The sequence below is a fragment of the Bacteroides sp. 1001302B_160321_D4 genome (assembly GCF_015667765.1).
Classification (GTDB): domain Bacteria; phylum Bacteroidota; class Bacteroidia; order Bacteroidales; family Bacteroidaceae; genus Bacteroides; species Bacteroides xylanisolvens.
The window spans coordinates 60,816-84,866 of the sequence record NZ_JADPLO010000006.1; the positions used below are offsets into that span (position 1 = coordinate 60,816).

Genomic DNA, 24,051 nt, shown 5'->3' on the forward strand with positions numbered 1-24,051 from the left:
CTCGGGAGTTTATGACTTTCGGGGCTTTGTTTTTAGATGCTATCTTGTGGTTGTGTTTATTCGGTTGAGATACAAAAAACGAAGTTAATAATAAATAACCCTATATTTTTGGTACTTTTGTGGCATATACTAAGAATAGAAGAAATACGACATGAAAAAAAGATCCTCATTCACCGTCCTCATTATATCCCTGATGTTATTATTTATCTGTAATTCTGCAAAAGCCAATATGGCATCACCTTTCATTGAAGGAACCAAAGCAGCCAGTGCCATTTCGAGCAGGCATGTGGATATTCTGCATGAAAGTATCTTTATTCAGATAGACGAGAATTTCCATACTGCAAAATATAAGGTAGAATACACGATCAAAAGTGACGTAGTCGGTAAGCAAATTCCTCTCCTTTTTTGTGCCGTTGACTATAAAGACGACTTTTGCGTATGGCTTGATGATCGTCCGGTAAAAGTGTTCGATATTCCGTTCAAAAAAGAAGAGGGGGAAGAATCTTCTGATTCTATATTCAGTGATTTCACTAACAGTTGTGATCGTTGTGACGACAACAACAGAAAAATAGAATGTCGATGGGACGATAATACGAGCGAAACATATTATTCTTTTGAAATGAAGTACTTCCAGCCCGAACTCTCGCAAGGTACTCATCGTATCCGGGTGGAATACACTGCATATCCCTGGCGAAACTGTCTTGATTGGATAACTAAATACAACTTTCGTTACTCTCTGTCGCCAGCCAAAAAATGGAAATCTTTTGGCACACTGGACATTACTGTTGAACAAGCAGGAAAGATAAAAGACTATTCAAGTAACCTTGGAAAGCCCCAAGAGGGTGGAATCAAACAAATCAACACATGGCATTTTGATTCGTTGCCCGAAGACGAATTCATGGAACTGACTTATAAGCCCGAACCGAATTCTTATGCTAAAATATTGTTAACCTTTGGTCCGGAAGGATTGGCAGCAGTGTACGGAATATTCTTATTTCTGCTACACTTGAAATTTATAACCTGTTATCGAAAGAGTAATCGTCAAAAGCGATTCTCATGGGTAGTCATTCTGGGAAGTATTTTGGTTCCATTCTTTATTTTGCTCTTTTTCATTTACTCCTACTCAATAATAGATTTTGTTATTGGCAAAGACGCTTCGCAAAGACATGGATATATTGCACTGATAATAATATTTTATCCCATTATATTACCCTTCTACTGGGTACTCATGTGGCTGATAGACAAACGTATAAAATATAAAATGTTGCATCAACAAGAAAAATAACACAATATTAAAAATCTTATTTGTTATTTTTATATGTCAGGAGAAACATTGCAGTGCAGAAACGAGTTAAACGGTGCGCTAATGAATGGGTCAAGGGTGAGGGGTGGTGAGGGTAGATTTATAACTTTCGTATTTTTTTTATAGATAAAAAAGGAGATAGTATAGAAAATAATAAAATAAAAGGTTATAAATCTACCCTCACCACCCCTCACCCTTGACCCATTCATTATAATAAAAAGATAACGGGGAATCTTAAAAACTTAATCGTCTTTTTCAGATTTACCACAACGTTTCCAGAATACTCCATTATTTTATTCAAAACCGTGCGGAATTGAATAATCATACGGTCAGTAAATTGAAGAAATAGGATTGCTTAGAGGATGGTAGCAATAAAAAAGGGAACCTCATAATGAATGAAGTTCCCTTTTTTATTTCGAATCGAAAAGTTTGGCTTAGCCGTTAACTCTTTTTTCTTTGATTCTAGCTTTCTTACCAGTAAGAGCACGCAGGTAGTACAATTTAGCGCGACGAACTTTACCTACCTTGTTCACTTCGATGCTATCGATAGCCGGTGATTCGATTGGGAAAATTCTTTCTACGCCTATAGTTCCTGACATTTTACGTACAGTAAAACGTTTCTTGTCTCCGTGACCGGCGATTTTGATAACAACACCACGGTACAACTGTACACGTTCTTTGTTACCCTCGATAATACGATATGCCACTGTTACAGTGTCTCCTGCTTTGAAGCTCGGGTGCTGTTTTCCGGTAGCAAATGCTTCTTCTGCAATTTTAATTAAATCCATTGTTGTTATTATTAAATTGTTTCATCGTTACAACGCAACATACCAAGTATCTCTTCTCTTGACAGCGATTGCGCGAAAGCGGTGCAAAGTAACGAATTATTTGCCAGATAGCCAAATGTTTTTGTATATTTGTAGCATATCTAAAAATAGCGAACATGAAACAGACTTATGTAAAGTATCTGATGGTGGCAGTGTTGACAGGAGGTTTCCTGTTTACTTCCTGCCGGACCGCACGCGAGACTACGGCACAGTACGAAGTAACCAAAGTAGAGGGTAGCATGATAACGATTGATTCTGTTTGGGACACCACTCCCAACGTGAAAGCTACCGAAATCTTAAAGCCTTATAAGGAAAAGGTGGATGCGATGATGTATGAAGTTATCGGTACCAGTGCGATGAAGATGGACAAAGGAGCTCCTGAAAGCTTGCTATCCGACCTTGTCGCGGGTGTTCTACAGCAAGCGGCAACCCAGGTATTGGGGAAACCGGCCGATATGGGATTGGTAAATATGGGCGGCTTGCGTAATATCTTGCCCGAAGGAGATATCACGGTAGGAGATGTTTTTGAAATTCTTCCTTTCGAGAATTCCCTTTGTGTATTGACTATGAAAGGGACAGACTTGAGACGCCTTTGTGAAGCAATAGCGTCTCTGCATGGAGAAGGAGTGAGCGGTATCCGCCTTGAAATCACAAAAGACGGAAAGCTGCTGAACGCATTTATAGCTGGAAAACCGTTAAAAGATGACCAGCTTTACACAGTGGCTACTATCGACTATCTGGCAGATGGAAACGGACGAATGGATGCGTTCCTGCAGGCAGAAAAGAGAGTATGCCCCGAAGATGCTACCTTACGCGGACTGTTTCTTGATTATGTACGCAAACAAACAGCCGAAGGCAAAGCGATTACCTCCAAACTGGACGGACGTATTACGATAAAATAAAAAAGGAGAATCTAAAAATATTGAATATGAAAAGATTTCAGATATTATTCCTGCTATGTCTTGCATTGAGTTTCACTTTTTCAATCTTTGCGCAGGATACCAAAGAAGTGATCATTTTACAAACAAGCGATGTGCATAGCCGTATCGAACCTATCAATCAGAAGGGCGACCGATATTATAACAAAGGTGGTTTTGTCCGCCGGGCTGCTTTTCTCGAACAGTTCCGCAAAGATCATAAGAATGTATTGCTTTTCGATTGCGGAGATATTTCCCAGGGGACACCTTATTATAATATGTTCCGTGGAGAAGTAGAAATCAAACTGATGAATGAAATGGGCTATGATGCAATGACAATCGGTAACCATGAGTTTGATTTCGATGTGGATAATATGGCCCGTATTTTTAAGATGGCTGATTTTCCGGTCGTTTGTGCCAACTATAATCTGGATGCTACGGTGTTAAAAGATATAGTCAAGCCCTACGTCGTTCTGGAGAAATATGGTTTGAGAATTGGCGTGTTCGGCCTCGGAACCCAGCCAGAAGGAATGATTCAGGCCAATAAATGCGAAGGAGTCGTTTATGAAGATCCTATCCGTGTATCCAACGAGATAGCTACCTTGTTGAAAGAGGAAGAAGGTTGTGAGCTGGTCGTATGCCTGTCTCATCTGGGCATCCAGATGGATGAACATCTGGTTGCCGGAACACACAATATCGACGTGATTCTGGGTGGACACTCCCATACATTTATGGAAGGCCCCAAAACATACTTGAATATGGACGGAAAAGAGGTGCCTGTCATGCACACAGGAAAAAATGGTGTTCGTGTAGGCCGTCTTGATTTGACATTGAAACATAAATGAAGATAATTCCCTTAATAGTAACGCTTTTATTCCTTATCGCGGTCGGCACAGTTTCGAGTCCGGCGCAAAATGCTACCACCGTTGAACCTCTGCTCGTGTACAAAGCCCTTCAGGACAAGGACTGCCGGCACTGGGTTGATTCGGTGATGGATAAACTTTCCTTTAAAGAAAAGGTAGGTCAGTTATTCATTTATACCATTGCTCCGGTAGACACCAAACGAAACCTGGAACTGCTGCGCGAAGTCATCGACACTTATAAGGTAGGCGGCCTTCTCTTTTCCGGCGGGAAGATGCAAAACCAGGTCGAACTGACGAACCGGGCGCAGCGACAAGCCAAAGTTCCTTTGATGATTACCTTTGATGGAGAATGGGGGTTGTCTATGCGCTTGCGCGGTACGCCTGTTTTCCCGCGAAATATGGTGCTGGGATGTATCCGCGACAACCGGCTGCTTTATGAGTACGGACGTGAAGTTGCCCGTCAATGCCGGCAGATTGGAGTACAGGTAAACTTCGCTCCCGTGGCGGACGTGAATATAAACCCTAAAAATCCTGTCATCAATACCCGTTCTTTTGGCGAAGATCCGATCCAAGTGGCCGATAAGGTAATCGCTTATGCTTCCGGTTTGGAAGGTGGAGGGGTGTTATCTGTGTGCAAACACTTTCCCGGACACGGGGATACCGATGTCGATTCGCATAAAGCGCTTCCGGTACTTCCTTTCACTCGCGAGCGTCTGGATAGTGTGGAACTTTATCCGTTTAAAGAGGCCATCCGTGCCGGACTGGGCGGTATGATGGTGGGGCATCTGCAAGTTCCGGTGATTGAACCTATTGGCGGACTTCCGTCTTCCTTGTCCCGCAATGTCGTGTATGATTTGCTGACCGATGAACTGGCGTTCAAAGGGCTGATATTTACCGACGCGCTTGCCATGAAAGGTGTGGCAGGAAATGGAAATGTCAGTTTGCAGGCTTTGAAAGCAGGTAATGACATGGTACTGTCTCCCCGTAACCTGAAGGACGAGATACCGGCCGTACTGGCAGCTGTTGAAAAAGGGGAACTAAGCCGTGAAGAGATTGAAAGCAAATGCCGCAAAGTCTTGACTTATAAATATGTGTTGGGACTTAAGAAGAAATCGTATGTACAATTATCCGGTCTGGAACAACGCATTAATAGTCCGCAGACACGTGACCTGGTTCGTCGGTTGAATTTAGCGGCAATAACTGTTTTGAGCAATAAGAATCATATCCTTCCTCTACATACAGACAAGGAACAGAAGATTGCACTGCTCGAAGTGGGAAATCCTGGAAAAACTGATGTATTGGCCAAACAACTTTCCCGTTATACCTCTTTGGCCCGCTTTTGCCTTCGCGCTAATCAGACAGAAGAGGAAAACCAACGGTTGCGTGATTCTTTGTCTACCTATAAACGAATCATTGTAGCCATTAGCGAACAGCGGCTGGCTTCTTATCAGCCTTTCTTTGCGAAGTTTGCTCCTCAAAGTCCGGCTATTTATCTGTTCTTCACTCCTGGGAAGATGATGTTACAAATTCAGCGGGCCGTGGCTCATGCTTCGGCAGTCGTGTTGGGACATAGTTATAATGTAGACGTGCAGCGTCAGGTCGCAGATGTGTTATTTGCCAAGGCATCCGCAGACGGACAGTTGTCGGCAAGCTTGGGAGAACTGTTTCCAACGGGAGCAGGAGTGACCATTACCCCCAAGACGCCGTTGCATTTCGTGCCGGAAGAATACGGACTTTCTTCTACTCATCTGAAACGCATTGATTCCATCGCATTAGACGGTATTCGTCAGGGAGCTTATCCCGGTTGCCAGGTGGTAGTGTTGAAAAACGGGCATATCATGTTCGACAAATCTTTCGGCACTTATGCGGGTAAAGGAAGTTCGCGTGTCGAGTCTACCAGTATCTACGATTTGGCTTCCTTATCAAAGACGACGGGCACTTTGCTTGCCATCATGAAACTCTACGATAAGGGACGTTTCAATCTGACAGATAAGATTTCGGATCATTTACCGTTTTTGCAACGTACTGATAAGAAAGATATAACGATTCAGGAAATCCTGTATCATCAGTCCGGTTTACCTTCCTGGATTCCTTTCTACCAAGAAGCCATTGATAAAGATAGTTATGACGGAAGATTGTTCAGCGCACGCAAAGATGCGCATCATCCGTTACAGTTGGGAACGACTTCATGGGCGAATCCGAAGTTCAAATTCAAAAGTGAATACGTCTCTCCCGTCAAGACAGGTGATTACACTGTTCAAATCTGCGATAGTTTGTGGCTAAACCGTTCCTTCCGGAAGGTGATGGAAGAGAAAATAATGGAAGCTCCGTTAAAGCAGAAACGCTATGTATATAGTGATGTCGGATTTATTCTGTTGGGTATGTTGGTAGAACAACTGGCCGGTATGCCTATGGAAGCCTATCTGCAACATGAGTTTTACGAACCGATGGGGTTGGAGCATACAGGCTACTTGCCTTTACGCCGTTTTGCCAAATCGGAAATTGTCCCTTCCAACAAAGACCGTTTCTTGCGTAAAGAGACTTTGCAGGGATTTGTGCATGATGAGGCTTCCGCTTTCTTTGGTGGATTGGCCGGAAATGCCGGACTTTTCTCTACTGCCCGTGATGTAGCCCGCGTTTATCAGATGTTGTTGAATGGAGGAGAAATAGACGGTCAACGCTATCTAAGCAAAGAAACCTGCCAGTTGTTTACTACGGAAACTTCAAAGATCAGCCGGCGTGGCTTGGGGTTTGACAAACCGGATGCTGATGATCCGAAGAAAGGAAATTGTGCTCCTGCCGCACCTGCCGGAGTGTATGGTCATACTGGCTTTACCGGTACATGTGCATGGGTAGACCCGGTCAATGAACTGGTTTATGTATTCCTTAGTAACCGGATTTATCCGGATGTAACAAATCGCAAACTGAACCAACTGCACATTCGTGAGCGAATACAGGGAGCTATTTATGATGCGATGAAGAAAAAATAAAAAAAGAAAGGTAAAAGGTGCCTATATTAAAAGCTACCTTTTACCTTTTTTATTATTAACGTAAATTCTGATAGTTGTCAGCCAGCCTTAGAAGGATACACCCAGGCGGAAGCCGAAGTTGCTCAATCCATCTACACTGTAATGCAGTACGTCAGCCTTGTTGGTACCATAGCTGTAGTACAAAGCAAAGTGCAAGCCCGGTCCGTAAACCCATGGGAATACATTGATACCTACTTCAGGAGAAGCGTAGAATCCCCAACTGTTTTCTCTTGCTTCCAGCATGCTGAAGTTAGAGCGGATTTTAGCATATTCAGCACCTAATTTAGCACTGACGTATGGTTGAAAGGCTCCACCGCGATTCCACTGGTAACGTGCAGCAGCACCGAAAGGCAATTGGAAAATGGTATGTTGCTGATCGGTAGTCACTTCACCGGCACCCATCTGGAAGGTTTCGCGACCTACATATTCGTGGTTGCTGTGATAGTTGAGGAAAAGACCCAAACCGATGTTAGGAGTCACGAAATAACCACCTTCGAAGTTCATACCCCAACCGCTTGCTTTATCAGCAAAATTGTTACTTAGCGGAGCGTTGAACTGCCAGTCGATATTTGCATATCCATTGTCCGATAGCTGTGCCTTAGCCGGCATGGCGAAGGCGATGGCAATAGCCGCCAAGGCTACTACCTTGAAGTATATATTTTTTCTTGTTTTCATAACAGTTGTAGTTGTTTATTTGTTAGTAAGATAAGGTGACTGTGTAAATGACTGGTTGACAGCTTCTACTGCAAGAGTACGGTTGATAGCTTTGGAACCAGTTTCAAATCCGGTCAGATAACTTGTCCATACAACAGGCAGTTTTTTACTGTCTCCCTGTTCGGCTTTCAAGTTCACCATTTCTGTCAGGAAGGAGTTGGTGCTATAACTATAAGTTACTGCATACGGGTAGTACCATCCACCACCCCAGTTGCCACCCCAGTAGCCAGGACCCCAATATCCGGGATAACCCCACCACCATTCAGGTTGTGTGTAGCTGGTGAAATAATAAGTACTTGCGATGTAGCTCACTTGGATACCAAGATCTGCGCTTTCCTGGTCAGCTGCTGCTTCGTAACCTCTAGCTTCCATATTGTCTGTATAAGCTGCCAGAATTTGTTCTGCGCCTTCACCTTCGAGATATTCCGGTTCTTTACTATCACTGATGACCAGAATCTGTGGTGCCAGATAGAATGTAGGAACTTTGAAATCGGCTTTCTTGTCGTAGTTAGTGTATACCAGATAATTGTCATCCAGTTTACCCATGTCCGGGTCTTTTTCACATGAAGCGAGTGCAAAGACCGCCAATAAAATAGGAATTAATTTCTTCATATCTTTTATAATGTTTAGGTTATATAAAAATCACGCCCAGGTACCTTGGGCTTTTGATACAAACAACAAGAAAGGTGGAAAAAGGTTCGCGTGGAAATTTCTTTTGCCGGAAAATTAACATATTTCTTTGGCCCGGCGGAAAGAAAAACGGTGAGCGCTCTGCCCTATTATCAGGGAGTTTGCTCACCGTTTATTATTTACAGATATTTATTTGAAAAATCCGTTTATTAAAACAGAGGTTTTAGTAGATCCGGTATTTCTACCTTATCAAGTTCCAGTTCAGTTACCCGTTGTTTACCCAATTGAGTCAGATGGAAATACATCTGTCTCCGGTCTTCACTTCCGAGTGATCGGACGATTAGTCCTTTTTCTTCCAGTATCCGCAGCATTTTGGATGTGTGTGAGGGGCTTAGTTCGGTTTGTTTAGACAGGTTGGTAGCCGTCACTTTGTCCGAAGCCTCTTTAAGGGCACACAATATCATTGCTTCATTAAGCGTTATCTGGTACATTTTTTCAAATGCTGTTTCAAAGTTTCCCATTGCTTTGAATACATCACGCATTGCACATATTGTTTTCATACCTTATTTAAATATTTCATTTGTTCATTTTTTAAATAAATAGATTAACGTTTGCGTTATCCGCCCGTTCCATATACGTTGCTACGCCGCCAATGGTCACCTCGTCCAGGAGTTCTTCTTGTTTGACTCCCATCACGTCCATTGACATCTGGCAAGCAATAAATTCCACACCGTTTTCCAGCGCTTGCTGGCGCAGGGATTCCAGTGAATCAATCCCTTTTTTGTTCATGATATACCGCATCATTTTTCCGCCTATTCCGCCCATACTCATCTTAGAAAGTTTCAGCTTTTTGGAGCTGGAAGGCAGCATCATGCCAAACATTTTTCCGAAAATATCCTTTTCGGTTTCCGGTTTGTGCAACTTCTTGATGACGTTCAGTCCCCAGAACGTAAAGAAGATGGTGACTTTCTGCCCGGTAGCTGCTGCGCCGTTTGCTAGTACAAAAGTAGCCAAAGCTTTATCCAAATCATCACTAAACATGATAAAGGTTTTTCCTTTGCCCTCACATGAAGTAACAATATTGCACGATTTTGGTTCTCCTTTTTCTATGACAACAACAGATTTTCCTCCGGAGCTGTCTTTCGAAATCAGTTGATTGCCCGTTGAACTGCACCATGCGGCGGCGTCACGCGGAAATCCCGGATCGGTTGAGGTGATTTCCACCCGTTCACCTGACGCCAGTGTATCCATTGTTTTTTTCATTTTCAAAATCGGGCCGGGACATTGTAACCCGCAGGCGTCTACCCGAACTGTTTTAGCGGGGTTTGCAAGAGCATCGGCGGTGACGGCAGCAGTGGCAGTAACCGTGGTATCCGAAACCTTAGCAACCGCAGGTTGCCCAACTTGGGGACTACCTCCCTGTTGTTCGGGTGATTCGTCTATTTCATTTCCATTTTCTTCGCGTATGATAATCGGAGCAGTGGCGGCTCGATAAGTCTTCAGTCCTCCCGAGAGATTACGCACCTTGTCAAATCCATGTTGAGTCAATATCCGGTAGGCAAGATAGCCCCGTAGTCCGACAGCGCAGAAGGTATAAATCATTTTATCTTTCGGCAGTTCGGCCAGCCGGTCACGAAGCTCATCCAGCGGAATATTCACGGCACCCGGTAGGCTGCCTAAAGAATATTCGTCCGGGGTGCGGACATCCAGGAGGAACTTATTTTCCATTTCAATGTCCCGCAACTCTCTCCAATATACCGGATTGGTTTTGCCGGTAATGATGTCTTCCGCTACATATCCTGCCAGTGCTACCGGATCTTTGGCCGAAGAGAACGGAGGAGCATACGCTTGTTCCACTTTCATCAGGTCGTAGATCGTTCCCTCGTGTTTGATGACAAGCGCGAGTTCGTCAATCCGTTTGTCCACTCCGTCGTAACCGACGATTTGCCCGCCGTACAATCTTCCCGTCTTTTTGTCGAAAGTGATTTTGATACTCATCGGCATGGCATCCGGATAGTAGCCGGCATGAGAGGCGGGATGGATGGTAGATGACATATAATCTATCTCTTCCTGGCGCAGGCGCTTGCCGGGTAAACCGGTTGAAGCAACGGTCATGTCGAAAACTTTTGCGATTGAAGTGCCGATAGAACCCTCGTAAGGTATTTTTGCCCCGAGAACGTTGTCTGCAACGATGCGTCCCTGACGGTTGGCAGGTCCGGCAAGATAGTTGAGCCAGGGTTTTCCGGTGATCGGATGGCGGAACTCGATTGCGTCACCGATGGCATAAATCGATTCATCAGACGTTTGCAGGTAATCATTCACGGCAATACCTCCTGCAGGGCCGATAGTCAGTTCGGCAGCTCGTGCCAGACTGGTTTCCGGGCGTACTCCGATTGACAGGATAACGATATCGGCAGAAATGGACTGACCATTTTTGAACGTTACTTTCAATCCTTTTCCCTCCCGGCTAAAAGAGGCGACAGCTTGTTCCAGATAAAGATTGACTCCTTTATCCATCAAGTGCTGGTGGACGAGCGATGCCATCGAGAAGTCGATAGGAGCCATCACTTGATTGCCCATTTCCACAATCGACACTTTCGCTCCCTGTGTATGTAAGTTTTCCGCCATTTCCAGACCGATAAATCCGGCTCCTACGATAACGGCTTTTCGCGGAGCGTGGCTCTTGATATATTCTTTGATCCGATCCGTGTCGGTGACATTCCTTAACGTGAAGATTCCGCTAAGGTCGATTCCCGGAAGAGGAGGACGCACCGGGGAAGCTCCGGTGGAGATGACTAATTTATCGTAGCTCTCCTCATAAGTGTCTTCACTGCTTTGCCGGATGGTCACTGTCTTTCTTTTCCGGTCAATAAAAATCGCTTCGTTTTCTGTACGTACATCTACACGGAAGCGTGTAGAGAAGGCTTCGGGCGTTTGCACGAACAATTTATCCCGTTCCTCTATCACTCCTCCTATATAATAAGGAAGGCCGCAATTGGCGTATGATATATACTTTCCTTTTTCCAAAAGGATAATTTCTGCTGTTTCATCTACTCGTCTGATTCGGGCAGCAGTGGTGGCTCCTCCTGCAACTCCCCCAATAATAATTATTTTCATCTGTTTATAGTGTAAATAGTTTCCTGTGGAAATAACAAACAGGGGCGAAGAAATGTTCATGGATTCAGATAAAAAAACTATATTTGCGCACCCTGTTTTTCATTCTTCTATATTAATGTAGACAATTTGTATGAATAAAATTCTTATTATTGACGATGAAGTCCAGATTCGCAGCCTTTTAGCTCGTATGCTGGAACTTGAGGGCTATGAAGTGTGTCAGGCAGGTGATTGCAAAACTGCCATCAAACAACTGGAAATTCAATCGCCCGACGTAGCTTTATGTGATGTTTTTCTTCCTGATGGAAACGGAGTGGATCTGGTGTTGAACATCAAAAAAATAGCTCCCAATGTAGAAGTGATTCTTCTTACTGCTCACGGCAATATTCCCGACGGGGTGCAGGCTATTAAAAACGGTGCGTTTGATTATATAACGAAAGGAGATGATAATAACAAGATTATCCCTCTCATTAGTCGTGCCGTAGAGAAAGCAAAAATGAATGTCCGTCTCGAAAAACTGGAAAAGAAGGTCGGGCAAATGTACTCGTTCGATTCTATCCTGGGGGAGTCAAAAGTGCTGAAAGAGTCGGTGTCTTTGGCGCAGAAGGTGTCTGTGACAGATGTTCCCGTATTGCTGACGGGAGAAACCGGAACAGGAAAGGAGGTCTTTGCGCAGGCTATACATTATAACAGCAAGCGGAGCAAACAGAATTTTGTGGCGGTCAACTGTTCGTCTTTCAGCAAAGAACTGCTCGAAAGCGAGATGTTCGGACATAAGGCAGGTTCGTTTACCGGTGCGTTGAAAGATAAGAAAGGGCTTTTTGAAGAGGCCAATAACGGAACGATCTTTCTGGATGAAATCGGAGAGATGGCTTTCGAATTGCAGGCAAAGTTACTGCGTATCCTTGAAACAGGAGAATATATAAAGATCGGTGATACCAAGCCGACAAGAGTCAATGTGCGTATCATCGCTGCTACCAACCGGAATTTGCAGGAGGAGATCAAAGCCGGGCATTTCCGTGAGGACTTGTTTTATCGTCTTTCGGTTTTTCAGGTGCATCTTCCTTCGCTTCGTGAACGTACCGGTGATATCAGAATTCTTGCAACTGCTTTTGCCAAAAGTTTCTCCGAAAAACTTTCGTATGCCATCAATGAGATGACTCCTGCTTTTCTGGAAGCGCTGGAACAACAGCCATGGAAAGGGAACATCCGTGAGTTGAGAAATGTGATTGAGCGTAGCCTGATTGTTTGCGAAGGTGGACGGCTGGATATCTGCGACCTTCCTTTGGAAATCCAGAACACTCATTATGAATGTTCGGACGATAGTACAGGTCGTTTTGAACTGGCTGCAATGGAGCGCAGGCATATTGCGCGTGTGTTGGAATATACGAAAGGGAATAAAACGGAAGCTGCCCGCTTGTTGAAAATCGGACTTACTACGTTGTATCGGAAGATAGAGGAATATAAAATCTGAATATACATTTTAATCAGGCCACGCACTGGCTTTCGAGAAATTGTTTGGATAGCGAACTGATTAGTTTGTTTTTATCTGTGCTGTGCACAGATAGTGTGAGCCGATGATATGTATTACAGACATATTTTCGTCCATAACCATTTCGGCATATTTGTGTAGTTCCCTTTCAATGATTCGCAGGGTGTCCCGGCTGGCTGTCAGCATCATCGAGATGGATACATTGGATGAGGCCATTGAGATGACATTGATTTGATATTTGTTGATAACTTCCAATATCTTACCCATAAACAAATATCCGGGCAATACATTCAATGAGGTAAAACGTACAAAGGTAGCCGAATCCTGTGAGAGGATGGCCTTGACACTGTTGCCTGTGTCATGGGAAGATATATAGAGGCGTTCTGTTGACAGATCGTGTATATCGGTTAGGCGGATAACTATATTGGAGCGTGCCGCAAGGGTGATACAATCTGCGTAGAGCAGGTGTACTCCGCTGTTAATCAGTTGTTCGGCTTCTATGTAAGTTAGTGAATGTTGTTCTCGCAGGCAATTCCGGTTTGCGTAGATATGGTTGATAGGGGTGGATAACAGTATTTCGTCCGCTTTGAATAGGGTGGCAAGCACTGTTGCATAGTAATCATTGCGTTGTTCGCTCATAAAGTCTATTTCACCATACACATTCCTGCAAATGGAAAGTGGGGCGATAAAAATATCCACATTCCGGTTCTCGTCAATGTATTGTTGGATAGATTCCTGAATATATGGGATATCCGGCTTTCTTTCCAGGTTGATCTGTATAAGTTTGCCGGTATCTAATGTTTGGGCACGAAGACCCTGTTGACGTAAGCAATAAGTGAATAAATCGCTGGATAATCCGTATATTTCCGCTTTTATCATTTTATCAATCAGTAAATCTGCTTTGTCTTCTACAAGTATATGTATTTTCTTTATACACTCCAGAATCCGGTTTTTAATTTCCTGATTTAAGTGCGAATCTGTAATGAGATGATTGGCAAGGGTACAGCAATATGCTTCGATGGCATTGACTGTGGCATGAGAAGCTTCATCTTCTTCGTGAAACCAACTGATGGAAATAGCCTGTAACCACTCCTGTAATTGTGCCAATATAGGGACTACAGCTACATAAGGATGTTCTTTCTGAATACAATTGATTACTTGCTTCATTTCATCCTCATCTTTAATTTTCTCGAATTTACAAACTTTCATTGTTATCTGGTTATTTATTGGTTACTACTCTTTTCAAAATGATATGCCTTTTTTCAAAAGAGAAAGATATTTAAGAATCATTCCTTAGCTTTAGAATATGGTATATCTATATAAATCAATCTGTTAATGTTGCAATCAATGTTTTTAATACATTTCTTTCCTATAAGTAATCTGCTAATACCATACCACATTGGGATATGAAAATAAGATTTCTTATCTTTGTTGCGTAATTGATTGATAAACCAACAGTATTTATCTATTTATGAAACTCTGTATCTAGCTACGCTCAACGAATAGCATCATTTCTAACAGGGCTATTCAGCTATCCGACAGGCAACTACTCGTCTGCCAAAGAGTTTTATATCCATTTTTATAAATTTACGGAACTGTGTGCTGCTATGATGTGGTATACCGTATCGTGCTATTTTTAAGTTGAGCAATGAATTATACATATAAGCAAATATGGCTCATCAACTTTCCTGTGATGATGAGCATTCTGATGGAACAATTAATCAATATTACCGACGCTATTTTCCTGGGGCATGTGGGAGAAGTCGAACTGGGAGCTTCTGCGCTTGCCGGAATCTATTATTTAGCTGTTTATATGCTGGGCTTCGGATTCAGCATCGGGCTGCAGGTGATGATTGCCCGGAGAAATGGGGAACAACATTATAAAGAGACGGGACGTACATTTTTTCAGGGAGTATATTTCCTGTCGGGGATGGCAGTCATTCTTTGCCTATTGCTCCATTTGGCTTCTCCCTTGATCCTGTGCCGGTTGATAACTTCGGATGAAATTTATCAGGCAGTGATTCATTATCTGGATTGGCGTAGCTTCGGTTTGTTATTCTCATTTCCTTTTTTAGCTTTCCGGTCTTTTCTGGTAGGGATAACAACGACCAAAGCATTGTCCGCAGCAGCTATCGTGGCTATCTGTATCAATATTCCTTTTAACTATCTGCTGATATTCAAACTGAATCTGGGTATATCCGGGGCGGCGATGGCTTCTTCTTTGGCAGAGTTCGGAGCTTTTATCGTACTCCTATTATATATGTGGGTGAGGGTAGATAAAGTGAAATATGGGCTGAAGGTCGTTTATGATGGGAAAGTGTTAATAAAGTTGTTGAGGATATCTATATGGAGTATGCTTCACTCTTTTGTCAGCGTTGCTCCCTGGTTTCTGTTCTTCGTTGCTATCGAGCATCTGGGAAGGACAGAGCTTGCTATTTCCAATATTACTCGTAGTGTTTCTACCGTCTTTTTTGTGATTGTCAACTCTTTTGCATCCACTACTGGTTCATTAGTCAGCAATCTAATTGGGGCGGGGCAGGGGAAGGAACTTTTTCCCGTTTGCCATAAAGTTCTTAGGTTGGGTTATGCCGTGGGGGGGCCATTGATAGTTATGGCTCTTTGGGGTAACCAATGGGTTATCGGATTTTATACGAATAACGATAATCTGGTGAGACTAGCTTTCTATCCTTTTATAGTTATGCTGTTGAATTATGCTTTTGCACTGCCCGGATATGTTTATATCAATGCTGTTACCGGTACAGGAAAGACGAAGCTCGCCTTTATCTTCCAGTTAATCACCATTCTTGTATATTTGATTTATCTGTATCTGTTAAGTGAATGTTTTCATGCTTCTCTGACTGTGTATATGACGGCAGAATATCTCTTTGTTATTTTATTAGGGATACAATCCGTCATTTACTTAAAGAGGAAATCCAACTAGAATATGTATTTTTGTACTTTCAATACTTGATACTTTCTCGAAATGACTGAAGATATAAAGAATAAACTTTTAATGTGTGCGGAGATGTATCATCGCGCAGACTTTATACAAAGCGATCCGGTGCAGTTTCCCCATCGTTATACGCTGAAACAGGATATCGAAGTCAGCGGTTTGCTGACGGCGATTATGAGTTTTGGCAATCGCAAACAGATCTTGAAGAAAGCGGACGAATTGCACGGGCTAATGGGAGATTCGCCTTATCAGTATGTATTGTCCTGCCAGTGGGAGAAGGATTTTCCTTCAGGAGCAACCAATAGCTTTTATCGGATGTTGTCGTATGCTGATTTTTATGGATACTTTCGGCGATTATATATAGCTTATACACAGTTTGAAAGTCTGGAGGAAGCTTTGATGTTATATCCCGGAATACCAATGGAAAAGTTATGTGCATTTCTTGAAGTTTCTGCCAAAAGTCCTCAAAAGAAACTGAATATGTTTTTGCGTTGGATGATTCGTCGGGATTCGGAGGTCGATTTGGGGATTTGGGAAAGTTTTGATCGCAGAGATTTGATTGTTCCTTTAGATACACATGTATGCCGGGTAGCACATTATTTCAAGTTGACGGATACGGAAACTTTTTCTCTGAAAAATGCCCGTCAGATAACGACTGCATTGGCAGAGGTCTTTCCGGATGATCCTTGCCTGGGCGATTTTGCTCTGTTCGGCTTGGGGGTGAATGGGGAGATTTAAATAGATAAACTAATAGTACTGATTTTTCCGGCTATTATCGAAAATATAGTGTTTTCTTAAGTTATTTCGATTATAACCGGAAAAGTCGATATTAAACCAACTTTATTCGATTATAATCGAAAAACTGGAGAACTGTTAGAACGTTGTTATCTTGTTTGTGAAATCCCTCCAACCATTTGCGTTCTTATATTTTTCCACAGATTCGGCAGGAACACGAATGACGGTAATATCATCCGGAAATCCGTACCATACTTTTTCAAATACCTGCGGAGGTGTTGTCCCTTCTACCTTTACTTCTTTAATACCTGTATTATTGAAAGCCGAAAAATTAATCTGTGTGACGTTTGCCGGAATGGTTAATTGGGTCACTTTCCTATTACCACCCAGTAATCCCTGTCCCAATATCCGAATACTTTCAGGTATTTCGAAGCGAGCCAATTTCGGACATCCTTCAAGACAATAGGGGTGGATCATAGCTTCGGGGTCATCATTGAAAGTACTCCCGTAGGTGGTCACTTCCGCCAATTCCGGGCAGTAGTAAAAAGCCCTGCTTGCTATGTTTGTAACACCGTTGGGTAACTTCACTGTCGTAATACCACTTTCCCGGAATGCTTCCTGACCAATGGTGCTTACATTCTCCGGAATCTCGATGGTTTTCAATTGAGAGGTCTTGAGGAATGCCTGCGATCCGATTTCTTTTAGTGTCACGGGTAACAACACTTCTTCAATACCTGCATATACAAATGTACTGGCAGGAAGTTTAGTGATTTTAGTCTTGCTTAGATCTGCTTTTTTCAGGTTGTAGCAATAATAGAAGATGTCTTCTTTAAGCTGCTCCAAGGTTGATGGAAACACAATTTCCTGGACGGTTGAATTGAAGAAAGCCATATCTCCAATCGATTTTAGTCCTTCATTGAGTACTACCTTTGCTATTTGGCTATTCCTAAAGGCGTCTTTAGGAATTGATTTCACACTATTAGGGAGTATGATTTCATTGTATCCTTTCAATATTTCCGTCAATACTCCGTTTTCTACACGGACAGGAGAAATGTGCACGGAGAAGCTTTTCTGTTTTCCTTCTATTGTTATGGTTACTTCCTGTTTATCGACAGGGACAGATGATGAGAAACCACTGATCTGTTCCGAGGTAACCTTTACGGGGCGTTGTTTCCCGTCATCATACTTGCCTGTCACGTTAAGGCCGGTTAAGTCTATATTCTCTCCTAATGCATAAATTGTTTTTGCGGGCGATTGTTCTATGGAGAAATCTTCAAGTGAAGCCCCTATGGGTTCAACAGGATTTGCTGCCGAAGGTGAATCTTTCTTGTATTCGTCATTTTCGGTGCTGCAACTTAGTAATATTGCTCCCAGAACCATTTGCAGGCAAAGTGTTGTAATTATATAAAGTCTAGTTTGCTTCATGTGATAAAGGCTTAGTTAGGGAATTGGGTTAAACGTATTTCTACTTTTACGGCTTTTCCGGCTTCTACGGTTTTGCCGGAAGACCATATCTGATAGTTGTCAGGGCCGCCCCCTTCTTGTACCACGAATGTCAGGAACCGTTGCGACTGCGTTGCAAACCATTCCTCTCGTGGCAGTACAAAGGTGGCCATACCACTTTCATTTGTCTGTATGATTGCAGTTGGCAAAGTTAAATTATCTTTTTCAAAAACCTTATAATCCTTTTCATTATACATTTTTACGGGAACGCCCGTTGCAATTTTTCCATTCTCATCATAAACGGATACCACTACTTTTGCTTCTTTCATTTCTTCGTTTCCTTTTTCGCATGCTACCATGAAAAGCATGGCGCTTAATAGAATAACAATATTCTTCATAATCTTTTCTTTTTTCTAATTTTTCGAATGCAAAAGTAATAAGATTGCATCAAATTCGGGTTGTGATGCAATCTCGCAAATCTAACAATTTGATTTAAAGTGTATTGATATTCAATGGATTATGAAAGATGTATTCTAAGATTTCTAACACAGGTCTAACACCTATCCGAAAAGTGCTAAAAACAACTCTTTATTGGCCGTTTCTGCCGATTTGATACGTGATTTGAGCCGGGACTTGCGAGCATATACATTAGCTACCGTATCTTTCATAAACAAACTGATTACTTGTGGCGAGAAACCTACAAAAATATAACAAAGCAGTCGTATGTCAGCTTCTTTCATTGACGGAAAATCATTCCGCAACTTCTCCATTGCATTATCATGGCAGGTATTTACGATAAGTTCCAGTTCTTGGAACATTGCATTGTTCTCTGCAAAATCGGTGATAATCTGTTTCACTTCGTGGAACATGGCCGCTTGTTGTGATGCGGTATTCTCACGTTCATAGTAAGTCTTTCCCAGTTTGTCAATGATGTCAAAACGTGAAGCTACCAAACCTTTTAAATGGCTTTCCGCATTGCGCTGTCCTTCCATGTGTTCTGTCAGGGTTTTGTATTGGGTGTTGGCTTCTTCCGCTAATAGCAGGTAGCGGTCGGTACGTTCGCGTTGCAGGCGCAGGCGTTGACGGATGATGTAGTATGCTACTCCTATTATTAGAAAAATAATACTTGCTACGGCAATTTCCCAGGTAGTACGGTTCTTCATCCGGTATTCGGCGAATTTGGAGCGTTCCTTGAAATAGTCACGTTCCACCATACCGGCGGAGAATTGCATATTCGAGCGTGTCAGCGAGTCAGTCAGATAGATATAATGATGTATCTTCTCGGTTGCTTTCTCGAAGTTTCTGGCCTGCGCTTCAATCCGATAAGCGGTGTATTGCAGGTCTGCCATGTCACGTATATCGGTGGAATGTGTTTCTGCAAGAGCCAGATAGTAGCGTGCGCTGTCTATACGGTTTTTCAGTAGATTCACATCTACTAATGTATGATATCCGTATAGTGTATCTTGCCGGGCAGAAAGTTCGATACGTTGCAGCAGGTCATGGGGAATTTGTTTCTTGCCTGACACCACATAGAGAGAAGCAAGATTGGTAAGGCTAGCTTTGGCTAACTTATCGTACTTGTGTTCATCGGCCAGATCGAGTGCGGCAGAATAGAGCCGCATGGCTTTCTCCATATCTTTCGAATTGAAAGTTGCGGCTGCCATATCGAGAGTTGCCTTTGTTTCTTCGCGAGTATTATCAGCCTGCCGGAAGTTATTGCGAGCTTCACGAAAATAATGATAAGCCCGGCTATAGTTCATCTGGTCATAATACACTTCACCGATTTGACTGTATAAAAGCCCTGCGTAATAAGGCTCATTGGTATCCTTCAGTTTCTCTTCAACTTTCAGGTAAAGGCGTAACGCTCCCGGCTTGTCTCCTGCACGCAGTTTGACTTTTCCCCAATAATAGAGAGTCTTGCATTGGCGGCGTAAATCTTTGGGATGATGTTTGTAATACTCCCAAGCCCGACGAATCAGTGAATCATTCGTTGCTTTGATATGATTTTTGTCTAAAGCCTCTGAATAAAGCAACGCATACCTGGCCTGTTCAGCCTGGCTGCCTTCCGATTTGAGTTGTTGTAATATTGTTAAGGCACTATCCGGCTTATTTTGTAACAGTGCTTCCGCCTCATCAAGCCGGGAAATCTGTTCTCTGTTATAACATCCTGTAAAAAAGAGAATTGCTAATAGTTCGAGTATAATTCTGCATTTCATGCTGTGAATGTAGTGAAAATATTTCGAGTTTAGTATGGAATCGTCATATCTTTATAATTCTTATGATGTTTAATTTTGTAAAGGTAGGAAAATAGATTCGAGTTGAATTTTTCGGACTAATATCAATATATCTTGAATATATAGTCTTTTAATAGTTCTTTTTCAACTTTAAAGTTGAATATTTATTGTATTATACTACATTATTCATATCTTTGCATAAAGATATTTTAGATATGGATATAGAAACAGTCGATAAATTCTTGAAAGAATTTAAAGATAAGGCTAGGGTTTTCGGGATTATCTTTCGCATAGATAGAAAGAAGAATATGCAAGCTTTGCTTGATTTGGAGATTTCGGCAATTATGCGTGAAAAGATAATAATGTCTTTGACAGTTGAGGACTATTATAAAGGTCCTACGGAAGATAAGTTGAATTATATGGGAGAACTTTGGGAGTTTGGCAAGTCCGTAGATAAAAAGGAGGTTTATATCAAAATAAGTAAAGGTACTGGAGCAAATTCTCCAATCTGTGTCTCCTTTCATTTGGCAGAGAGAAAAATAGAACATCCTTTCAAAAATAAAAAGTAGAAGTTATGAAAAGTCCGTTTACAGGTGGTGACGCTGCATTGTGTCATGAGAAGCAATCATTTGAATTTCGAAAAGACAATTTTGAGATAGTATATCATTTTTATAGATGTAAGGATACAAATGAAGAGTTTACTACAACTGAACTTGATCAACTGAATATGAATCAAGTTTATAATTTGTATCGTCAGAAATATGCGATACCATTTCCGGATGAAATAAAAAGGGTCCGGGAATTATATGGTATATCTGCACTTCGAATGTCTAAACTTTTAGGTTTTGGCGATAACCAATATAGAAAATACGAAGAAGGAGAGATGCCTAGTGTGTCTAATGGAAAAATGATTTCAGCTTTGAAAGATCCTCATTTCTTTTTGGAAATTCTGAAACTTGCTCAAAATCAGTTTCCCAATGATGAGATACTTAAAATTGAAAAAAGGGTAAAGGAACTGTTATTAAATAATTCCTGTTTTGAGAATAAAATAAATGAATTTATATTTCACAACCATTTGTCTTTACGTTCAAGTATGAATGGGTATGCTTCTGTCATTCCCGAGAAGGTTAAGCAGATTATTGTCTTTTTTGCATCTGCATTACAAGGAGTTTTTGAAACAAAACTAAATAAATTATTATTTTATTCTGATTTTCTTTCCTATAAGAAATATGGTAAAGGTATTAGCGGGTTACAATACCAAGCTATAAGTTATGGGCCTGTTCCTGTGCGTTATAGTACTATATATGAGAACTTGGACGGATTAAAAAAGGAAATCATAAATTTGGGAAATGGTTATTCTGGAAGTATAATTACAACTGTTGAGCAATTTGAACAATCTTTATTTACAGTTGAAGAATTAGAGGTTTTACAATGTGTATTAGTTCATTTTGAGAAGAGTAAGGCTAATGAAATTTCAGAAATGAGTCATGCTGAAGAAGCGTGGCGTCAAAATGAAAAACAGCATAGCTTGATTGATTATAGTTATGCGTTTGATTTGAGACAGGTGTAATGTAAACTTCCCTTTTAGTACCCGTATAATATAGAATCACAATTTTATACGGGTACTTACTGGAAGCTTATAATTTGTGTCTATTAACCTATTGTTTCTTTGAAATATCCAAATCTTCCATCTACAAGTGCGCGACGATCCAAACCGAGATTACGTTGTTCACATGATGTTTCAGAAATCATGGTGCAGGAGAAACAAGAAGCGCGATTAAGACCATCTTCGTTTTCCCAGCACATTGGATCTGATGAGCAGTTAAGAGCTCGATTCATGGCTGTTTTGATGATATTTGCAATCAAGTGAGGTTGTCCTTGCCATACGAGCCCACCCATACTGCCCTCTGCTCCGTCAGCAGTGTATATGAGAACACCGCACATCTGATCTGAATAGTAAAGGCGTTCATTTAAACTGGCAGTTGGATAACCGCATGAGAATTCCATTTCTTTCATAATTATGTGGGAGAAAGTATGGAGAAGATAGAAACGGGCTCTACCATATTGATCCATTTCATCAGACATAAATTTACTCATGTCATCATCGTTAAGATTGCATTGGTAGTATTCGTCCAAATTATGGCGTTTAGCCCACTGATTCACTTTCTCTTCGTTAAACATAAAAAATATTCCTTCACCAAATAGTTGGTTAGCTGGTAAAACAAGTACATCTTCTTTGTTGCTTGCATAGATTGGCTTTATTTGTTCGTCAGGGTAAACGACTTTTTCACTAACAATCTTTGGTGATGGCATAGAAACTCGGCTAAATCCTAGTTGGGTTGTAGTTACAGCTAACGTATCTATTGTTTGGATCTTTGTAAAATACTCTTTTAAATAATCAGGAAGGTCTATATCTCTAAAGTGCAGTCCGGGTTTATCTCCTGGAGTTTTTGAGTTCTTGGCAAATACTTGATATTCATTGAGGCGATATGTTGCCAAAACGTCAACTTCCTTTGTTTCATCCGGATTTACGAATGACTGCTTTATTTCATTCCAATCGCTTTCGCTTAACTCAATATCGTCGTCATCCGCAGCATCTCTCAAAGTATCACTGTTTTCAAACATTTTTTGCCAAAAATCATCTCTAGAAGGAGTTTCTGTGCGGTGTTCGTATCTTGGATAAATCTTTTCTTCTATCTTTTTCAGCATCTTATTTGCTTCAGCAGATAGTTGTCCTTCTGGCTTCTCAATATATTCGTTTGGAATATAAAGACTGCTTAGGCTATTGGCGTAGTAAATACTATTACTTGTTACTAAAGCCATTTGCATGATAGTTCGGTCATGTCCACTCATACAAATCTCTCGTCTGTTTTCAGAATCCCAAGGACGTTCTCCACGGCAGAAAGGCTTGATGTTCATAATACCAGCCAAACTGACTGTGCGCTGACAATGTGAGCATTTGAGAGTTCCCCAAGATTCACCTTGGTTCCGGTTTGTAATCCATTGGAGATTGTGTTTTTCATCAGGAGACTTTGGACAGGATACGTAATCATAATTAAACAGCTCAAAACCTTCTGGTCGGTCTATTTTCTCGCCCGCAAGTTTAGCACAAAAATACTGATACCAAGGGATATCTGAAATATGACCGTTAGGACAAATTAAAACCATCGGAACAGGTTTAAGCAAGTCATAAACAGTCTTGTCCGTTAGCATAGATTTCTTAAAAGTGCGGAAAGTCTTTTTGTAAGGATCTCTAGGAGGGGCAAAATAATCCATTTTACCATCGTTACATCTTTCCGTCTTCCAAATTTCAGCCCAATCGTCAATTGACTTTAATTCATAATTCTTAGAAGAAATAAACCACTTAGGGAAATTGATGGCTGGAATTACAAACATTTCATCCTTAAGCTCTACTCCCAAGTCTTGTTTCTTTTTATAAATCGGATGTTCTGATTTATCAATCTGATTGAACTTATCCAATTGAATATGAGGTACAGCGATAAAACATTTTAATGCAGTCATCTGCTTCTTTTGCTTCAAGAACTCTACGAAACGAGTATCATCAATTATCTCAACGCCAGCCAAATTCCCTAGCTGCTGCAGCGTATGATTTGCATTCTCTGGTTTAGTGATTTCTGCTGATAGCGTTTTAATAAATTGCCAATCAGAAATACTCAACGGCATAATGAATCCTCCCCATTTTGTTGTGACTAGAGAACCTACGCCCGCAGTTGAAGACAAAATCTTATATTTGCCAATTCCTTGATTATATTGTTTTTTGTTATTAATATCCATAA

At 41.5% G+C, this 24,051-nt stretch carries 19 protein-coding genes; 9 read left to right on the top strand and 10 right to left on the bottom strand.

All coding sequences use genetic code 11. From position 1 onward, the window contains the following. The first annotated feature begins 151 nt into the window (after positions 1-151). Positions 152-1,285, top strand: a complete 1,134-nt coding sequence (locus tag KFO40_RS03925) for a hypothetical protein (protein WP_211146088.1) — start codon at positions 152-154, stop codon at positions 1,283-1,285. A 452-nt stretch (positions 1,286-1,737) separates the two neighbouring features. On the opposite strand, the gene rplS is transcribed toward KFO40_RS03925, so the two are convergent. Then, the gene (gene rplS, locus KFO40_RS03930; RefSeq protein ID WP_008026232.1) at positions 1,738-2,091 is read right to left on the bottom strand and encodes a 50S ribosomal protein L19; all 354 of its coding nucleotides are present in this window, start codon (positions 2,089-2,091) and stop codon (positions 1,738-1,740) included. 155 nt (positions 2,092-2,246) lie between these two features. Here rplS and KFO40_RS03935 point away from each other — a divergent pair, with 155 nt between their 5' ends. Genes KFO40_RS03935 through KFO40_RS03945 form a run of 3 tightly spaced genes read left to right on the top strand, consistent with a single transcriptional unit; the run spans position 2,247 to position 6,900 of the window. After that, the gene (locus KFO40_RS03935) at positions 2,247-3,032 is read left to right on the top strand and encodes a 5'-nucleotidase C-terminal domain-containing protein (protein ID WP_211146089.1); all 786 of its coding nucleotides are present in this window, start codon (positions 2,247-2,249) and stop codon (positions 3,030-3,032) included. A gap of 26 nt (positions 3,033-3,058) precedes the next feature. After that, on the top strand, positions 3,059-3,892 hold the full coding sequence (locus KFO40_RS03940) for a bifunctional metallophosphatase/5'-nucleotidase (protein WP_211146090.1): 834 nt from the start codon (positions 3,059-3,061) through the stop codon (positions 3,890-3,892). Further along, a complete protein-coding gene (locus tag KFO40_RS03945) occupies positions 3,889-6,900 on the top strand; it encodes a glycoside hydrolase family 3 N-terminal domain-containing protein (protein WP_211146091.1) in 3,012 nt (1,003 codons plus the stop codon). The genes KFO40_RS03940 and KFO40_RS03945 overlap by 4 nt, the downstream gene beginning before the upstream one ends. Positions 6,901-6,987: 87 nt before the next feature. On the opposite strand, the gene KFO40_RS03950 is transcribed toward KFO40_RS03945, so the two are convergent. The 4 genes from KFO40_RS03950 to KFO40_RS03965 all read right to left on the bottom strand — a co-directional run bounded on the left by KFO40_RS03950 (position 6,988) and on the right by KFO40_RS03965 (position 11,400). Next, entirely contained in the window at positions 6,988-7,614 is a 627-nt protein-coding gene (locus KFO40_RS03950) for an outer membrane beta-barrel protein (protein ID WP_008019936.1), read from the bottom strand. A gap of 15 nt (positions 7,615-7,629) precedes the next feature. Beyond that, positions 7,630-8,265 (bottom strand): DUF4136 domain-containing protein, encoded by a 636-nt coding sequence (locus KFO40_RS03955; protein ID WP_004314298.1) that lies wholly within the window; start codon positions 8,263-8,265, stop codon positions 7,630-7,632. 227 nt (positions 8,266-8,492) lie between these two features. Then, the gene (locus KFO40_RS03960) at positions 8,493-8,843 is read right to left on the bottom strand and encodes a winged helix DNA-binding protein (RefSeq protein ID WP_004314299.1); all 351 of its coding nucleotides are present in this window, start codon (positions 8,841-8,843) and stop codon (positions 8,493-8,495) included. Positions 8,844-8,874: 31 nt separating this feature from the next. After that, complete coding sequence (locus KFO40_RS03965; protein WP_211146092.1) at positions 8,875-11,400, bottom strand: FAD-dependent oxidoreductase; 2,526 nt, start codon at positions 11,398-11,400, stop codon at positions 8,875-8,877. A 130-nt stretch (positions 11,401-11,530) separates the two neighbouring features. On the opposite strand from KFO40_RS03965, the gene KFO40_RS03970 reads away from it, so the two are divergent. Beyond that, positions 11,531-12,871 (top strand): sigma-54-dependent transcriptional regulator, encoded by a 1,341-nt coding sequence (locus KFO40_RS03970; protein ID WP_117684684.1) that lies wholly within the window; start codon positions 11,531-11,533, stop codon positions 12,869-12,871. A gap of 60 nt (positions 12,872-12,931) precedes the next feature. Here KFO40_RS03970 and KFO40_RS03975 read toward each other — a convergent pair whose 3' ends face one another. Beyond that, on the bottom strand, positions 12,932-14,098 hold the full coding sequence (locus KFO40_RS03975; protein WP_211146093.1) for an aspartokinase: 1,167 nt from the start codon (positions 14,096-14,098) through the stop codon (positions 12,932-12,934). A gap of 439 nt (positions 14,099-14,537) precedes the next feature. On the opposite strand from KFO40_RS03975, the gene KFO40_RS03980 reads away from it, so the two are divergent. Together KFO40_RS03980 and KFO40_RS03985 are read left to right on the top strand one after the other, a co-directional pair. Continuing rightward, complete coding sequence (locus KFO40_RS03980) at positions 14,538-15,830, top strand: MATE family efflux transporter (RefSeq protein WP_211146094.1); 1,293 nt, start codon at positions 14,538-14,540, stop codon at positions 15,828-15,830. Between the two features lie 42 nt (positions 15,831-15,872). Beyond that, entirely contained in the window at positions 15,873-16,580 is a 708-nt protein-coding gene (locus KFO40_RS03985) for a TIGR02757 family protein (RefSeq protein ID WP_004296184.1), read from the top strand. 135 nt (positions 16,581-16,715) lie between these two features. Here KFO40_RS03985 and KFO40_RS03990 read toward each other — a convergent pair whose 3' ends face one another. From KFO40_RS03990 to KFO40_RS04000, 3 genes are all read right to left on the bottom strand, one after another. Beyond that, the gene (locus KFO40_RS03990; protein WP_211146095.1) at positions 16,716-18,002 is read right to left on the bottom strand and encodes a leucine-rich repeat protein; all 1,287 of its coding nucleotides are present in this window, start codon (positions 18,000-18,002) and stop codon (positions 16,716-16,718) included. An 11-nt stretch (positions 18,003-18,013) separates the two neighbouring features. Continuing rightward, complete coding sequence (locus KFO40_RS03995) at positions 18,014-18,418, bottom strand: hypothetical protein (protein WP_004323262.1); 405 nt, start codon at positions 18,416-18,418, stop codon at positions 18,014-18,016. Between the two features lie 162 nt (positions 18,419-18,580). Beyond that, positions 18,581-20,236: a tetratricopeptide repeat protein gene (locus KFO40_RS04000; protein ID WP_004296181.1), complete on the bottom strand. Its 1,656-nt coding sequence runs from the start codon at positions 20,234-20,236 to the stop codon at positions 18,581-18,583. Positions 20,237-20,469: 233 nt separating this feature from the next. Here KFO40_RS04000 and KFO40_RS04005 point away from each other — a divergent pair, with 233 nt between their 5' ends. Continuing rightward, the gene (locus tag KFO40_RS04005; protein WP_115484493.1) at positions 20,470-20,823 is read left to right on the top strand and encodes a type II toxin-antitoxin system MqsR family toxin; all 354 of its coding nucleotides are present in this window, start codon (positions 20,470-20,472) and stop codon (positions 20,821-20,823) included. Positions 20,824-20,828: 5 nt separating this feature from the next. Further along, positions 20,829-21,824, top strand: coding sequence for a type II toxin-antitoxin system antitoxin SocA domain-containing protein (locus KFO40_RS04010; RefSeq protein ID WP_115484494.1), 996 nt, complete (start codon positions 20,829-20,831; stop codon positions 21,822-21,824). 83 nt (positions 21,825-21,907) lie between these two features. On the opposite strand, the gene drmB is transcribed toward KFO40_RS04010, so the two are convergent. Then, complete coding sequence (gene drmB, locus KFO40_RS04015) at positions 21,908-24,049, bottom strand: DUF1998 domain-containing protein (protein WP_115484495.1); 2,142 nt, start codon at positions 24,047-24,049, stop codon at positions 21,908-21,910. Between the last annotated feature and the right edge of the window lie 2 nt (positions 24,050-24,051).